The organism is Azospirillum oleiclasticum, assembly GCF_013423485.1.
Lineage (GTDB): Bacteria > Pseudomonadota > Alphaproteobacteria > Azospirillales > Azospirillaceae > Azospirillum > Azospirillum oleiclasticum.
Map to the genome: position 1 here is coordinate 69,061 of NZ_JABFFR010000030.1, position 15,668 is coordinate 84,728.

A 15,668-nucleotide genomic window follows, 5' to 3' on the forward strand; every position below is an offset into this window, starting at 1 on the left:
CGGAGGTTCCCTTCCCATGTGCGGCGTCGATTTCGTGCCGGCCCGCGATCCGGGGATCGGGGCCGGACGGGTGCGCCGGTATTGACATTTCGTGAAATATCACTGTATCTCAGGGTATGCAACAGTTTTTGATCCCAATTGGTGGCACGTGATAGGGTCGGTCCCATGAAGGCGGCGCAGGCTGGGATGAACGAGGCGACGATGGACGCAGAGATCGAGGCCGACGGACCCGGTCCGACGCCGCGCACCGAGGCGGGATCGCGCTCCGTCAGCCTGGCGGAGACGGCCTACGACCGCATCGAGGAGCTGATCGTCCATTTCACGCTACGGCCCGGCGCCGACCTGAAGACGCAGACGGTGCAGGAGATGATCGGGCTCGGCCGCACGCCGACCCATCAGGCGATCCGGCGTTTCGCGGCCGAGACGCTGATCATCATCCGCCCGCGCGACGGCTTGCAGATCAGCCCCATCGACCTGATGCGGGACCGACGTCTGCTGCGGCTGCGGCGCGACATGGACCGCTTCGTGGTGGAGCTGGCGGCCGAGCGGCTCAGCGGCAACCACCGCAACCAGCTCCTCCACCTCGCCCAGCGCCTGCGCGACCGGCGCGACGCCATGGACGCGGTTGAGTTCAACGGCTACGACCGGGCGCTCGACCAGACCATCCTGGCGGCGGCCGGGGAGCCGTTCCTGGACCGGACGCTGCGCCCGCTTCACATCGTCTTCCGGCGGATCGGCTGGCTGTACCTCTCGGAGATCGACCGCGAGGTCGGGCTGAAGGAGACCATCGACCGTCACATCGACCTTCTGGAGGCGGTCATCGACCGCAACGCCGCCCGCGCCAAGGCGGCGTCCGACCTTCTGATCGATTTCGCGGACAGCATGTTCGGACCGTTGGAAACCACCATCGCGCCCGAACTGCTGGACGCGAGCGTGGTGCCGCTCTACACCGCGACTCCCCGCCGTCAGCCGGGGCGGCAAGCGCCCGTTCCCTAAGGAGCGGGTCGGAACCGGTCGTCATTCCCCTGCGTGGATCGTACCCCCGCACCGGCCGGTTGACGCTTCATCCGACATAAAATATAACACGTTATATAACAAGGAATGGAAGACATGGCGCATGATGTCGTCCGCGCGCTCGGCTATCTCTGTCTCGGCACCCGGCTGCGCCGCATCGGGGAGCAGGTCCAGGCGGATTCGCAGCGCATCATGGATAGCCTGGACGTGCCGCTTCAGGCCGGACAATACCCGCTGCTGGCGGCCATCAGCCGGCTGGGACCACTGTCGGTCGGCGAGCTTGCCGAAGCGCTCGGCGTCACCCAGCCGGGCGTGACGCGGGCGGCCGGGCTGTTGACGAAGGCAGGGTACCTGAAGGTCCGCAAGGGCAAGGACGACCAGCGCATCCGGCGCCTGTCGCTGACCGGGGCGGGCGAAGCGCTGATCGCCCGGTCGCGCGCGGAGATCTGGCCGATGATCGAGGCGGCCGTGCGTGATGTTTGCGACGGGCTGGAGGGCAGCCTCATTGCCCAACTCGACGGGCTGGAGGACGCCCTCAAGGAAAAGCCTCTCCACCGCCGTGCGTTCGAGAACGAAGGAAATCGCCGATGAAACACCCGCTCGACCGTCCGATCTGGAGCGCGCTCACCACACGGCAGCTCGACTTCGGCGCGGGCACCGGCCTTGCCCGGCGGTATCGCCCCGAATATCTGCCCTTCGCAGCCACCGGGACCGACGATCCCGGGGCCCTCGCCGACCTTGCCGGTCTTGCGCAGCCCGGCGAAACGCTGTTCTTCCTGATGGCCGATCCCGTCACCCCGTTGCCGGGCTTCGAGGCCACGACGACGGCGGACGCCGTGCAGATGATCGCGCAGACGGTGCCGATGCCCGCTGCCGACACCGCCATCGAACCGCTCGGCCCCGACGATGCCGAGGAGATGCTGGCGCTTGCGACCTTGACGAAGCCGGGGCCGTTCTCGCTGAAATCAGGGATGCTGGGCCGGTTCTGGGGCGTGCGGAAGGATGGCCGCCTGGCCGCCATGGCGGGCGAGCGCATGAAACAGCCGGGTTTCACCGAACTCAGCGGTGTCTGCACCCATCCGGATTTCCGCGGCGAGGGTTATGCCCGGCGCCTGTCGCTGCATGTCGCCGCGCGGATTCTGGAGGTGGGCGACCAGCCGTACCTGCATGCGTACGCGGTGAACGATGCGGCCATCAGACTCTACGAATCCATCGGTTTTGCGCTGCGCAGCACGATGCACGTCGCGGCCCTGCGCAGGATCGGGGCATAGCACCGGCCCCGTCACACCACGCAGTCGCAGGTTTCCTGCTGCGCCTCGATCACCGGGGCGGGCGTTCCGACCTCGCAAACGCCGTCGACATCCTCGCCCTGGAGCAGCGGGCAGCGCTCGAACAGCTCGGCCACCCAGTCCACGAAGACGCGGACCTTGGGGGAAAGCTGGCGGTTGTGCGGGTAGACGGCGGAGATGGGCATGCGCCGCGGGCGCCAGTCGCGGAGGATTTCCCGCAACGCCCCGCTGCGCAGGTGCGGCAGCACCATGAAGCGGCCCGGCTGCAGGATGCCCAGCCCCTCCAGCCCGCAGGTGACGTAGGCGTCGGCGTCGTTGACGGCGACGGTCCCCCCCATCGGCACCTCGCGCGTGACGCCGTCGCGCTCGAAGGTCAGGCTCAGGGGCCGCCCCGACCGGCCGCCGAAATACTGCACGGCGGCGTGCCGGTCCAGCTCGTCCGGCGAGGCCGGTTCCCCATGGGCTGCGAGGTAGGCGGGGCTGGCGCAGGTCACCGGCTGCATGGCGCCGATGCGCCGGGCGATCAGGGTGGAGTCCGCCAGCTCACCCACCCGGATCACGCAATCCACCCCCTCCTGCACCAGATCGACCGGCCTGTCGCCCATGCCGATCATCAGCTCGATGTCCGGATACTGGTGGTGGAACTCGTGGATGGAGGGGATGATGACCAGCCGGCCGATCGATCCCGGCATGTCCACCCGCAGCCGCCCGCGCGGCGTCCGGCGGGCGCTGGTGAAGCCGGCCTCGATCTCGTCCACCTCCGCCAGGATGCGGGTGGCGCCCTCCAGATAGGCCGCGCCGTCCAGCGTCAGGTTGAGGCGGCGCGTCGTGCGCTGGAGGAGCTGCACGCCGAGCGACGCTTCCAGATTCTGGATCGTCGTCGTGACCGACGCGCGCGGGAGCCCCAGCGTCTCCGCCGCCTTCGAGAAGCTGTTGACCTCGACCACGCGGACGAAGACGCGCATGGCGTGCAGCTTGTCCATCGCCATCCCTGACCCTGCCCGACCCTGTCCCGCTTCTAACGGTCGCGGCGCCGGGCTGTCGAGGGCGAAGTGGGGGACCGGCCCCAGTCCCTTCGGAGGGGCAGGTGCCCGCCCCCGTCGCGGCGCCGGTTCAGCCGGCCAGGAAATTCGCCGGCCACAGGACGATCTGCGGCACCAGCGCGATGAGAACGAGCACGACGATGTTGACGAGGTAGAAGGGCACCGAGGCGCGCGACAACCGCTCGATCGACACGCCCGACACCTGGGCGGTGGCGAACAGGCAGGTGCCGACCGGCGGCGTCGCCAGCCCCATGGCCAGGGCCGCCACCATGAAGATCAGGAAGTGCAGCGGATCGACCCCCACCTTCACGGCCGCCGGCATCAGGATGGGGATCAGCATCAGCGCCGCCGCGACGATGTCCATCAGCATCCCCACCGCGAGGAAGATCAGCCCCATAAGCAGCAGCACGAAGGCGGGATCGGCGGTCAGCGACATGATCGTGCTGGAGGCTTTGGCCGGAAGCTGGTCGATGGTGAACACATAGGTGGCCGCGCTCGCCACCATCAGGATCAGCAGCACGGTGCCCGCGGTGCGGCCGGCGCCGATCAGCATGCCCGGCAGGTCGGACAGCCGGATTTCGCGGTGGACGAGCAGCCCGACCAGCAGGGTGTAGAGCACCGCCAGCCCGGCCGCCTCGGTCGGGGTGACGATGCCGGAGAACATGCCGACCAGGATGATCACGGGCGCGCCCAGCGAAGGCGCGGCGCGGCCGATCGCCCGCAGGCTCTCGCCCAGCCCGGCGCGGCTGTCGCTGCCATAGCCGTTTGCCCGCGACACCAGCGCGTTGTAGACGAAGAGCGCGACCGCCAGCAGGATGCCCGGCCCCAGCCCGCCGGCCAGTGCCTTGCCCACCGACTGTCCCGCCGCCGCCGCGGCGACGATCACCAGGATGCTCGGTGGTACCAGCGTCGCCAGTGTGGAGGTGATCAGGGTCAGGGCCGCCGAATAGGGCCGCGGGTACCCGCGCGCGGTCATCTGGCCGATGGTGATGCGGCCGATGCTGGCGATGTCCGCCACCGATGAGCCGGAGATGCCCCCGAACACGAAGCTGGACAGCACGTTGACGTGCCCCAGCCCGCCCTTCAGCCGGCCGACCACCGCCTCGGCCGCGCCGAAGATGCGTTCGGACAGGCCGCCGCGTTCCATGATGTGGCCGGCCAGCACGAACAGAGGCACGGCGATCAGCAGGAAGGAGTTGATGGAGGTCGACATGGACTGCGCGACCATGGAAAGCGGCAGCTCGTAGTGCCACAGCGTGACGACCGCCCCGAGGCCGAGCGCCACCGCGAGCGGCACCCCGAGGAAGGACAGGCCGAGGAAGACGGCCAGCAGGAGAAGGCTCATGATCGGTGCTCCCGGCCCAGGGGGATGGTGTCCGGCGTTGGCTCGGGCGTGACCGTTCGCTGCGCCCGCTCGTCGGCCAGATCGCGGCGCAGCCCGGCGATGCTCCCGGCTATGGCCAGTGCCGATCCCAGCACGACCGGCGCGGTGGCGACCCACATGCCGACGCCGAGCACCGGCGACATCTCGCCGAAGGCGATCCGCTGCATCAGCAGGTCCACCGCGTGCCAACCGACGATCGCGAACAGCAGGACCGTGCAGGCCGCCGACAGCCAGTGCGGAAAGGCCCGCAGGCCCGGCGGCAGGATGGCGGACAGCATCAGGATGCGGGGATGCTCGCGCGTCCGGAAGCCCGTCGCCATGCCGAGGAAGGCGGTCCACACGAACAGGAAGCGGGCCAGCTCCTCCGTCCAGGGTGCCGCGAAGCCGAGCAGCCGGCTGGCTGCCTGCCACGACACCGAAAACAGCAGCCCCGCCACCACGATGAAGAGCATGGCATCGACCGCCCGCCAGAGCAGGCGGTCGATGCGGGCACCCCGGTCTCCAACCCGGGCCGCGATCGGGGGGTGCAGGGCCATGGTCATGATTTCCCGACGAAGCTCATGGTCTGGCTGAGGAACTCCTTCCCGACCAGCTCGGCGAATTGGGGGTAGAGGCCGGTCGCGGTCTTCTGCACCTTCTCCAGCTCGCCGGTTTGGAACTCGTTCACCGCCATGCCCTTCTCCTTGAGCTGGGCGACGATGGCGGATTCCTGCGCGATCTCCTTGGCGTTGCGTTCCCTCACGGTCTGGGCCGCGGCCTCGCGCACCGTGTCGCGCTGGTTCTCCGGGATGCGGCCCCAGGCGGTCTTGCTGAGCGCCAGGACGTAGGAGTCGGCCACATGCCGTGTCATGTTCAAGTGCTTCTGCACCTCGTAGAAGCGGTTGTTCATCGGCACCTCGACCGGGTTCTCCTGCCCGTCGATGGCGCCGAGCTGGAGTGCGGTGTAGACCTCGGCGAATGCCATCGGTGTGGGGTTGGCGCCCAGAGCCTGGAAGAGCTGCACGAACAGCTTGTTGTTCGGCACCCGCAGCTTCAGGCCCTTGAAAGCCTCGGCGGTGGTGATGGCGGTGTTGCGCGTCGTGGTGTTCCGGAAGGTGCGGATCATCAGGCCCAGCCCCTCGATCCGCAGCCGGTCGAGCGAGGCGAGCAGCGTCTTGCCGGGCGCCCCCTCCAGATAGCCGGTGAGCTGGTCGTAGTCGGAGAACATGTAGGGCAGGCTGACCGCGTTCATGCGCGGTTCGAAGGACGCGTACACGCTGCTGGCCAGGATCAGACCGTCCAGCGAGCCGCCGCCGAGCTGGTTGATCGCCGCGTTCTGGTCGTTGCCGAACAGCAGGCCGTCCGGGAAGATCTGGATCGTCACGGCCCCGCCGGTCTTCTCCTTGACCAGCTCCGCGAAACGCGTGGCGGCCTGCCCGACCGAGGAGCCGGCGGGGTCCGCCACCGCCATGCGCAGCGACACCGCCGCGTTCGCCGGCCGGACGACGGCCAAGGCCGTCGCCCCGGCCCCGAGCGCCAGCATGGACCGCCGGCTCCAACCCTGTGTCATCAGCTTCCTCATGGTTTCCTCCCTTGTGCGGCGCCTGGATGGTCCGGCGCCTTCCTCGTGGTTCGTGTGCGGTTACCGGCTCCGTCGTCGCAGTTCGAGGATGACGGCGCTGTGGTCGAGATCGCCGTCGCCGTGCGCCACCATGTCGGCGAACAGCCGGTCCACCAGCGCGGCGACCGGCAGGTCGAGGCCCAGCCCGTGCGCGAAGGCGAGGGCGGTGGTGGTGTCCTTGACCTGGTACTTGGCCGGTCCGCCGGGTTTGAAATCGCCCTCGATCATGCGGGTGCCGTGCTGGCGGAGAACGGTGGAGTCGGCGAAGCCGCCGAGCAGCGCCTCCCGCACGCGGGCGGGATCGGCGCCCCCGCGTTCGGCCAGCAGAAGCGCCTCGGCGACCGCGCAGACGCTGGTGGCGACCATGAGCTGGTTCACCAGCTTGGCGAGCTGCCCCGTGCCGGTGGGGCCGACATGGGTGGCGCGGCCGAGCGGGGCGAAGAGCGGGGCGGCCTCCTCCACGGTGGCGGCGTCGCCGCCCACCATGATCGCCAGCGTTCCCGCCGCCGCCCCCCGCTCGCCGCCGGATACCGGGGCGTCGAGGTAGCGCACGCCCCGCGCCGCCGCGCGGGCCGCCTGTGCCCGCGCCGTCTCCACCGGGATGGAGCTCATCACCACCAGCGTCGCTCCCGGCCGCATGACGTCGATGACGCCGCCGGGCGCCAGCAGCACCTCGTCGCACACCGGACCGGAACTCAGCATGCAGACGACGACGTCGGCCGCCGCCGCCGCGCCGCCGGCGTCATCGGCGACAGACACGCCGTGGGCGCGCAGCGCCTCGGCCTTGTCGGGCGTACGGTTCCACACCGTCACCCGATGGCCGGCTTCGGCCAGTCGCCGGGCCATGTGGCCGCCCATGATGCCGGTGCCGACCAGCCCGACGGTGCGGGTGTCGATGACCGCACTCATGGATGGACCCGCCCGGCGAAGCGCACGGGGCGCTCCGCCTCGATCAGCGGCGGGAAGGCCAGCCGGAAGCGGTCGAAATGCGGCGTCCGAAGATGCGCGTCGAAGGCCTCCCGGCTGTCGTACACCTCGTAGAACAGCACCGCGTCGGGCAGCCCCTCCGGACGGACCACGTCGAACTGGCGGCAGCCCGGCTCGTCGCGGACGGAGCAGCGCGCGTCGTCCAGCGCCGCCTCCATAAACGCGGCCATGTGGCCCGCTTTCACCACGAACTCGGCGATGACGACGAAGGCGCCGGCCGGGGCGCCCCCGGAGGCGCCCTCCGGATGCTGATCGGACATGATGGTCTCCTACTTCGTCCCGCCGGGGCGGCCGGACGCTCCCGCCTCCATGGTACGCCGGAGATCCACCACGTCGAGATCGTCCACCAGCTCCACGTCGTCGTAGCTCACGATGCAGTCCTTGGCGACCGGCCGCGTCAGCCGTGCGTTGTGGGCGAGGCCGATGGGCAGGGCGTGAACGGACAGGCTGCGCGAGGCCGGGATGGCGTTGGCCCACACCGTGTAGCCGCCTTCGCCGTCCAGCCGCTCGCCGGGCTTCAGGTCGCGCTTGGCCGTCGCCACGGCGTCGCCGCGAAACTCCTTGGCGGTGCCCGTCGCCTCGTTGCGCAGCACCGCGGACAGCACGCTGACCGAGGTCTCCAGCCCGATGATGTGGAAGGGGCGCCACATGGACGCGTACCAGCCGGACGGATCGGTCAGAAGCCCGTACTGCTTGAAGCAGGCGCGGGTGTACTCGTTGTGCGCCTTGAAGGTGACGAAGACGCCGTAGCGGATGTTGTTGAACACCTCGCGCCCGTCGGGTTCCTGGCTCGCCGCGATGTCGACCAGCCCGCTGCGCGCCATGCGGCCGCCGTCCGCCGCCGGGCGGAAGACGCGGGCGAGGTCGTGCAGGCCCGCCGGCGGGAAGGCCAGCCCGTCGTCGGGGCAGTCCAGCCCGGTGCCGTTGGCGACCGCCGCCATCTCGATCGCCGCCTTGGTGCCGTCGGTGAAGGAGTTGTACATCTTGGGATTGAAGTCTCCCTTGGCGACCTCCTCCTCGGTCCAGCCGAAGAAGCCCCACACCGTGTCGGGGGTCGAGTAGCGGTAGCGCGGCTCGAAATTCATGCCCTTGCCGGCGCTGGTCAGCTCGAAGCCGCAGGCGCGCACCCAATCCACCAGCTCGCAGATCAGCGCCGGCTGGTCGCCGTAGGCCATGGAGTACACGACGCCGCGCTGCCGCGCCCGCTCGGCCAGCAGCGGCCCGCAGAGCACGTCGGCCTCGACGTTGACCATCACCACATGCTTGCCGCTGTCGATGGCGGCCAGCGCGTGGCGGACGCCGGCGATCGGATGACCGGTCGCCTCGATCACGCACTCGACCTCGTCGCAGGCCATCAGGGCGGCGGCGTCCGCCGTGACGCAGGTGGTGCCGTCGCGCACCGCGTCGCCGACGCTGCGCGCCTCGTAACGCTCGCGCGGCCAGCCGACCCGCTCCAGCGCCTGGCGTGCCTTGCCGACGTCCAGATCGACCACGCCGGCCACATGCAGCCCATCGATCTTTTGCGCCTGCGAAAGAACCATCGATCCGAATTTGCCGGCACCAATGATCCCGATCCGCACGGGCCGTCCGCGGCCGGCTCGCTCCAGAAGTTTTGTCGAGAGATTCACGTCACATCCTCGCGATTGCTTTGGTGGTGGCTGCGTCTGCTTGGTCGCGCCGGACCACCTGATCGCGGAGTCTAGATGCGAGCGGTGTTGTCGTACAATTTAGCTGTCGCGCTCAAAACGTTAGGATAGCTAAACAATCAGCCCATAGGACGATCGGAGCGCTGCGGCGTTCCGCGCCCAGGCGTCGCGCTCCAGCCGCACCCAATCGATGAAGGCCCGCACCTTGCCCAGCCGCAGCCGTTCGTGCGGGCAGACGATCCATTGGGTGACGGCGGTGATGTCGGGCGGGGCCGCCACCGGGCAGACCAGACGCCCGTCGCGCAGCTCCTCCCAGGCCAGCAGCTCGCTTTCCAGCGCGATGCCGAAGCCGGCGACCGCCCCGTCGATGACCATGTGGGAGCGGTCGAACAGCACCCGGCTCCAGCGCCGGTCGGTGGCGACCCCGGCGCGGGCGAACCAGTGCTTCCATTGGATCTGCGACTTCACGGAGTGGATCAGCCGCCGGTCGGGAAGGTCCTGCGGGGCGAGGCTGCCAGCGGTGGCGTAGGCGGGGGCGCAGACCGGCAGGAAATGCTCCTCGACCAGCGGCTCGACGTAGAGGCCGGGCCACTGGCCCTCGCCGTGGCGGATCTCGATGTCGACGCCCTCGCGGTCGAAGTTGGTCGGCTCGTTGGTGCCGTCGATGCGTACCTCGAACTGCGGGTGCGCCTCGATGAAGCCGGCCAGTCGCGGCATCAGCCACTTGGCGGCGAGGCTGGGGGCGGCGCGGACGGTCAGCGCCGCGACGACGCGGAAGCCGCGCAGCGCGTGGGTCGCCTCGACGATCCGTTCGACGCTGCCGACGATCAGTTCGAAATAGCGCTCACCCGCCTCCGTCAGCTTGATGGTGCGGCCGTCCTTGATGACCAGAGCGGTGCCGAGATAGGCCTCCAGCGAGTGGATCTGCTGGCTGATCGCCGAGGGCGTGACGCCCTGCTCCTGCGCCGCGCCGACGATGCTGCCGGCGCGCGCCACGGCGTGGAACATGCTGATCGCTCGAAACGGAATCATCGCTGGACCTCCGGGCTCCATCCATAGCACGGCAAGGTCCAGCGACGACGGCGATCCGATCAAGGGCCCGCCGGCCGGCGCCTCACCGGTTCCTGGACACCCGCCAGTCCGCGAACTCCATGCGCCAGCGCTCGTCGGTGGGCGGGTAGAGGCCGAGGATGCTCTCGCCCTCCAGCACCTTCTCGGTGACGAAATCCTCGAACGCGGTCATGTCAATCGCCTCCTCGGCGATCTCGTCGGCGAGATGGGCGGGGATGACGACCACACCCTCCGCGTCGCCGACCACGATGTCGCCCGGCCACACCGCCACGTCGCCGCAGCCGACGGGCAGGTTGATGTCGACGGCCTGATGCCGGGTCAGGTTGGTGGGGGCGGAGGGGCGGCTGTGGTAGGTCGGAAAGTCGAGCGCCCCGATGTCGGGGCTATCGCGGAAGCCGCCGTCGGTCACCATGCCGGCGGCCCCGCGCACCATCAGCCTCGCGGCCAGGATCGACCCGGCCGAGGCGGCGCGCGGATCCTTGCGGCTGTCGATGACCAGCACGGCGCCGGCCGGGCATTCCTCCACCGCCTTGCGCTGGGGGTGGCTGCGGTCCTGGAAGACGCCGATGGGGTTCAGATCCTCGCGCGCGGGGATGTAGCGCAGGGTGTAGGCGGGGCCCACCATGTTGCGGCCCTTCGGCGCCACCGGGTGGACGTCCTGGATGAACTGGTTGCGCAGGCCGCGCTTGAACAGGGCGGTGCACAGGGTGGCGGTGCTGACCGTCATCAGACGGTCGCGGGTGGTGTCGGACAGCATCGGGTGATCCTCAGAAGATGTCCGGCTCGCCCACGGGCGGGCCGAAGTCGGTTTGCAGGAAATCGAAGTCGCAGCCCTTGTCGGCCTGCGCGATGTGGCGGGAGAACATCCAGCCATAGCCGCGGCCGTAGCGCGGGGCCGGCGGCACCAGCGCCGCACGCCGGCGCTCCAGCTCCGCCTCGTCCACCTCCAGGGAGATGCTGCGCGACGGCACATCGACGCTGATGAGGTCGCCGGTGCGCACCAGGGCCAGCGGGCCGCCGACGTAGGATTCCGGGGAGACGTGCAGGATGCAGGCGCCGTAGCTGGTGCCGCTCATCCGCGCATCGGAGATGCGCACCATATCCCGCACGCCCTGGCGCACCAGCTTCTTCGGGATCGGCAGCATGCCCCATTCCGGCATGCCGGGACCGCCGAGCGGGCCGGCGTTGCGCAGCACCAGCACATGCTCCGGCGTCACATCCAGATCGTCGCGGTCGATGGTCGCCTTGAGATCGGGGTAATTGTCGAACACCAGCGCCGGGCCGGTGTGGCGGAGCAGGTGGGGGGCCGCGGCCGAGGGCTTCATGACGCAGCCGTCGGGCGCCAGATTGCCGCGCAGCACCGCCAGCGCCCCCTCCGCGTAGATGGGGTTGTCGAGCGGGCGGATGACATCGTCGTTGTAGACCTCGGCCTCGGCCAGCTCCTCCGACCATGGGCGGCCGGTCACGGTGAGCTGGTCGAGGTCGAGGAAGGGCTTCAGCCGCAGCATCAGCCCCGGCAGCCCGCCGGCATAGTAGAAATCCTCCATCAGGTAGCGGTCGCCGCTGGGGCGGATGTTGGCGATCACCGGCACGGTCCGGCTGGCGCGGTCGAAGTCGTCGAGCCCGATCGCGTGCGCCGCCCGTCGCGCCATCGCCAGCAGATGGATCACCGCGTTCGTCGAGCAGCCCATCGCCATGGCGACGGTGATGGCGTTGCGGAAGGCGCCCTCCGTCTGGATGCGCGACGGCGTCAGATCCTCCCACACCATGTCGACCGCGCGGCGGCCGGCGGCGGCGCACATGCGGATGTGGTTGGAATCCGCGGCCGGGATGGAGGAGGCGCCAGGCAGCGTCATGCCGATCGCCTCGGCCAGGGCGGTCATGGTCGCGGCGGTGCCCATGGTCATGCACACGCCGTAGGAGCGGGCGATGCCCACCTCCATCTCGTTCCAGTCCTTGTCGGAGATGGCGCCGGCCCGCCGCTCGTCCCAGTATTTGAACGCGTCCGACCCGGAGCCCAGCACCCGCCCGTGCCAGTTGCCGCGCAGCATCGGCCCGGCCGGGACGTAAATGGCCGGAACCCCGGCGCTGGTGGCGCCCAGAAGAAGGGCCGGCGTGGTCTTGTCGCAGCCGCCCATCAGCACCACGCCGTCCACGGGATGGGAACGGATCAGCTCCTCCGTCTCCATCGCCAGGAAATTGCGGTAGAGCATGGTGGTCGGCTTGACCTTGCTCTCCGACAGCGAGAGGGCGGGCAGCTCCACCGGGAAGCCGCCGGCCTGGAGCACGCCGCGCTTCACGTCCTCCACCCGCTGCTTGAAATGGGCGTGGCACTGGTTCAGGTCGGACCAGGTGTTGATGATCGCGATCACCGGCTTGCCGGCGTAATCCGCGGCCGCATAGCCCATCTGGTTCATCCGCGACCGGTGCCCGAAGGACCGGAAGTCGTCGGGGGCGAACCAGCGGGCGCTGCGCAGCTCGTCCGCCGTCTTGCGGCGCGGCGGTGTGTCGTGTGAGGGCATCGAACGGGCCTCGCGGAAGGGGGGTGGTGGCGGGAGAAGCGGGGCCGTTTCCGCCGGCGGCCCCGCGCTGGGTTGAACGCTCAGCCGAGCGGAAGGAAGCCGCACCAGAACATCGGCCCCTTGGCGGTATCGACCGCGTGGGTGGCGGCGAGCGTCAGCTTGCCGTCGTCGCCGATGCGGAACATCGACAGCGTCGCCGGGACATTGGTCACGCTGCCGCCGTCCTTCACCGCCATGGGTGCGACGCTGGCGGCGACCAGGGTCTTGCCGGCCGGATCGACGGTGAAGGTGCGGACGTGGAAGCTGCGCGTCGGGGCGGACTGGACCAGCGTCGGCTCGCCCGTCGCCGGGTCGAGCGCGAACACGGCGATGCTGTTCTCGCCGCCGGCGAAGACCTTCTGCCCGTCCACATCGACCCGCCGGTCGGCGCGGTTGGAGAGGTAGAGGAAGCCGCCGCCGGGATGCAGATGGATGGCGCCGGCCGCCTGCGACGGCAGCGTGCTGGCCGGATCGGCGAGCGTGGTCTTGGTGAAGACCGGGGCGTCCGACAGCCGGTCGTTGTCGATCCGGTACATCTGGAGCGTGTTCTGGCGCTCGATGGCCGCGTACATCCAGGGCTGGCTGGGGTGGAAATCGACGTGGCGGGGGCCGAAGCCGTAGCCGCTCCCCGGCGCCACCGTCTGCGCCGCCGTCAGCCGGCCCTCGGTCAGGGTGAACAGCTTGATGGCGCCGGGATCCTCGGGCTTCCCGGACGCCGGGTCGTTGCCGCGCGCGATCACGACGGCCGCGCGGTTCGACGGCAGCACCCGCACCTGATGGGCGTAGATCCCGGCATCGACCCGCCCGTCCTGCACGATCTCCGCGCCCACCGCGCCGTTCTCAGCGATTGCATGGACGCCGAGGTGGCTGGGGTCGTTGTAGGCGATCAGCAAGAACCGGCCGGTGGCGTCCACCGTGATGTTGATCGGCCGCGCCTTGAGCGACGCCGGCTCGCCGCTGGCGGTCAGGGCGCCGGTCGCGGGGTCCTGGCGGAAGGTGGTGACGTGGTGCTTGTCGTTGGTGGTCGACGAGAAGCGGTTGCTCGACGCCACGAAGACGAAGGGCTTGGACGGGTGTTTCCAGACATACTGGATCGGCGCCGGCACCGTGACGGTGCCGCGGGCGACCGCGGCGGTCCCGTCCCCGCCGGTGTCGTACAGCGTCAGATCCGGCCCGACGGCGACGTAGAGGGCCGTCCGGCCCGCGGGCGCGGCGGATGCCAGGCGCCACGGCGCGGCCGACAGGACGGGAAGCGACATTCCAACCACCAGGGACTGCGTGAACCGACGACGATCGAGCATGGCATGGTTCCTCCCGTGCCGCGGGCCTTGCAATAGCCGGCGGTGTTGATTTTTCGCGTGGGGATGTCTTGCGGTGGCGTTTCCGCCCGCCGCGGGCCGCGTCAGGTCTGGGTGCCCCAGCGCAGCACCGTCCGCCGTTCGATGGTGCGGAAGATCAGGTTCTCCACCACCAGACCGATGGTGATCACGGTGAGCAGCCCGGCGAAGACCGCCGGGATTTCCAGCAGGTTGCGGTTCTCGAAGATAAACCAGCCGAGCCCGCCCTGTCCCGACGCCACGCCGAACACCAGCTCCGCCGCCACCAGCGTGCGCCAGGCGAAGGCCCAGCCGATCTTCAGCCCGGTCAGGATCGAGGCGAAGGCCGCCGGGATCAGGATCTTGCGGATGTAGGCGAAGCCCTTCAGACCGTAATTGCGCCCGACCATGCGCAGCGTCTGCGACACCGCGCGGAAGCCGGAATGGGTGTTGAGCGCCACCGGCCACAGCACGGAATGGATGAGGATGAAGACCAGGCTGCCGTTGCCCAGCCCGAACCAGATCAGCGCCAGCGGCAGCAGCGCGATGGCCGGCAGCGGGCTCAGCATCGCCGTCATCGTCTCCAGGAAATCGGACCCCAGCCGGGTGCCGATCGCCAGCACCGTCAGCAGCCCGGCCAGCACCACCCCGGCCGCGTAGCCCATCAGCAGCACCTTGATCGAGGTCCAGGCCCGCGCCGGCAGGCTGCCGTCGGCCACCCGGTCGGCGAGCGCCGCCAGGGTCTCGGTGAAGCTGGGGAACAGCAGGGGGTTGTCGAGCAGCCGGCCATAGGTCTCCCAGATCAGGGCGAGAACCACGACCAGCAGCGTCTTGCGGACGAAGCCGTTGTCCCAGGCCCGTTCCAGCAGGCCGCGGGCGCGTTCGACCTCGCCGCTGGCCGGGCCGGCGGCGGATCGCATCAGGATGCGTGCGGTGGCCATCGGCGTCAGGCCCCGTGCCCGGTGTCGGAGAACAGCATGTCGTGAATCTCCTTCTCAAGCCGGCCGGCGCTGCCGTCGGTCGGCGACACCGTGTCGACCCCTTCCACCTCCGCCTTGACGCGGCCGGGGTGCGGCGACAGCAGCAGGATGCGGTTGCCGATCTTGATCGCCTCGGCGATGGAGTGGGTGACGAACATCACGGTGAAGCGCGTTTCCTCCCAAAGCTGCAGCAGCTCGTCCTGGCAGGTGCGGCGGGTCAGCGCGTCGAGTGCCGCGAAGGGCTCGTCCATCAGCAGGATGTCCGGCTCCATCGCCATGCCGCGGGCGATCGCCACCCGCTGCTTCATGCCGCCCGACAGCGTGTGCGGGTAGCTGTCGACCGCCCGCGTCAGATGCACCTTCTCGATGTAGTGGCGCGCCTTCTCCTCCGCCTCGCGGTGACCGAGCCGCCGCGCGTCGAGCAGGGGGAACATCACGTTTTCCAGCACCGTCTTCCAGGGCAGGAGCTGGTCGAACTCCTGGAACACCATCATGCGGTCGGGCCCCGGTTCCGTGACCGTGCGGCCCTTGATGGTGATGCGCCCCTCGCTCGGCCGCATGTAGCCGCCGACCGCCTTCAGCAGGGTGGACTTGCCGCAGCCGGACGGACCAAGCAACACGAAGCGGTCGGACACGCCGACCTGGAAGCTCACCCGCTCGGTCGCCGTGACGACGGCTCCCGGCGTCTTGTAGCGCAGCGTGACCCCATCGACGTCGAGCAGCACCGGGGCGGCCTCCCCCGCCGCGGCGGGGGAGAAGGCTTGGACCGCGGCCATC

16 protein-coding genes are annotated in these 15,668 nt (G+C 69.7%); 3 read left to right on the forward strand and 13 right to left on the reverse strand.

Annotated elements, in window-relative coordinates; all coding sequences use genetic code 11:
* The first annotated feature begins 201 nt into the window (after positions 1-201).
* From HL658_RS26400 to HL658_RS26410, 3 genes are all read left to right on the forward strand, one after another.
* The gene (locus tag HL658_RS26400; protein WP_180284834.1) at positions 202-996 is read left to right on the forward strand and encodes a GntR family transcriptional regulator; all 795 of its coding nucleotides are present in this window, start codon (positions 202-204) and stop codon (positions 994-996) included.
* Positions 997-1,110: 114 nt separating this feature from the next.
* Complete coding sequence (locus HL658_RS26405) at positions 1,111-1,605, forward strand: MarR family winged helix-turn-helix transcriptional regulator (RefSeq protein WP_180284748.1); 495 nt, start codon at positions 1,111-1,113, stop codon at positions 1,603-1,605.
* Positions 1,602-2,285 (forward strand): GNAT family N-acetyltransferase, encoded by a 684-nt coding sequence (locus tag HL658_RS26410; protein WP_180284749.1) that lies wholly within the window; start codon positions 1,602-1,604, stop codon positions 2,283-2,285. Before HL658_RS26405 ends, HL658_RS26410 begins: the two co-directional genes overlap by 4 nt.
* A gap of 11 nt (positions 2,286-2,296) precedes the next feature.
* On the opposite strand, the gene HL658_RS26415 is transcribed toward HL658_RS26410, so the two are convergent.
* From HL658_RS26415 to HL658_RS26475, 13 genes are all read right to left on the reverse strand, one after another.
* Entirely contained in the window at positions 2,297-3,292 is a 996-nt protein-coding gene (locus HL658_RS26415) for a LysR family transcriptional regulator (RefSeq protein WP_281378881.1), read from the reverse strand.
* 124 nt (positions 3,293-3,416) lie between these two features.
* The gene (locus HL658_RS26420) at positions 3,417-4,691 is read right to left on the reverse strand and encodes a TRAP transporter large permease (protein WP_180284750.1); all 1,275 of its coding nucleotides are present in this window, start codon (positions 4,689-4,691) and stop codon (positions 3,417-3,419) included.
* Complete coding sequence (locus HL658_RS26425; protein WP_180284751.1) at positions 4,688-5,266, reverse strand: TRAP transporter small permease; 579 nt, start codon at positions 5,264-5,266, stop codon at positions 4,688-4,690. The genes HL658_RS26420 and HL658_RS26425 overlap by 4 nt, the downstream gene beginning before the upstream one ends.
* 2 nt (positions 5,267-5,268) lie before the next feature.
* Positions 5,269-6,291, reverse strand: coding sequence for a DctP family TRAP transporter solute-binding subunit (locus tag HL658_RS26430; protein ID WP_180284752.1), 1,023 nt, complete (start codon positions 6,289-6,291; stop codon positions 5,269-5,271).
* Between the two features lie 60 nt (positions 6,292-6,351).
* A complete protein-coding gene (locus HL658_RS26435; RefSeq protein WP_180284753.1) occupies positions 6,352-7,239 on the reverse strand; it encodes an NAD(P)-dependent oxidoreductase in 888 nt (295 codons plus the stop codon).
* Positions 7,236-7,577 carry a putative quinol monooxygenase gene (locus tag HL658_RS26440; RefSeq protein WP_180284754.1) on the reverse strand — a complete coding sequence of 114 codons (342 nt, stop codon included), beginning with the start codon at positions 7,575-7,577 and terminating at the stop codon, positions 7,236-7,238. Before HL658_RS26440 ends, HL658_RS26435 begins: the two co-directional genes overlap by 4 nt.
* Positions 7,578-7,586: 9 nt before the next feature.
* Positions 7,587-8,897, reverse strand: coding sequence for an NAD(P)H-dependent oxidoreductase (locus tag HL658_RS26445; protein WP_343055345.1), 1,311 nt, complete (start codon positions 8,895-8,897; stop codon positions 7,587-7,589).
* 177 nt (positions 8,898-9,074) lie between these two features.
* The gene (locus tag HL658_RS26450; protein ID WP_180284756.1) at positions 9,075-9,995 is read right to left on the reverse strand and encodes a LysR substrate-binding domain-containing protein; all 921 of its coding nucleotides are present in this window, start codon (positions 9,993-9,995) and stop codon (positions 9,075-9,077) included.
* Positions 9,996-10,077: 82 nt separating this feature from the next.
* On the reverse strand, positions 10,078-10,791 hold the full coding sequence (locus HL658_RS26455; protein ID WP_180284757.1) for a ribonuclease activity regulator RraA: 714 nt from the start codon (positions 10,789-10,791) through the stop codon (positions 10,078-10,080).
* Positions 10,792-10,801: 10 nt separating this feature from the next.
* A complete protein-coding gene (gene araD, locus HL658_RS26460; RefSeq protein WP_180284758.1) occupies positions 10,802-12,556 on the reverse strand; it encodes an L-arabinonate dehydratase in 1,755 nt (584 codons plus the stop codon).
* A gap of 80 nt (positions 12,557-12,636) precedes the next feature.
* Complete coding sequence (locus HL658_RS26465; RefSeq protein WP_180284759.1) at positions 12,637-13,896, reverse strand: lactonase family protein; 1,260 nt, start codon at positions 13,894-13,896, stop codon at positions 12,637-12,639.
* A gap of 101 nt (positions 13,897-13,997) precedes the next feature.
* Positions 13,998-14,852, reverse strand: coding sequence for an ABC transporter permease (locus tag HL658_RS26470; RefSeq protein WP_180284760.1), 855 nt, complete (start codon positions 14,850-14,852; stop codon positions 13,998-14,000).
* Positions 14,853-14,857: 5 nt separating this feature from the next.
* Positions 14,858-15,667 (reverse strand): ABC transporter ATP-binding protein, encoded by an 810-nt coding sequence (locus tag HL658_RS26475; protein ID WP_180284761.1) that lies wholly within the window; start codon positions 15,665-15,667, stop codon positions 14,858-14,860.
* Position 15,668: the final 1 nt, after the last annotated feature.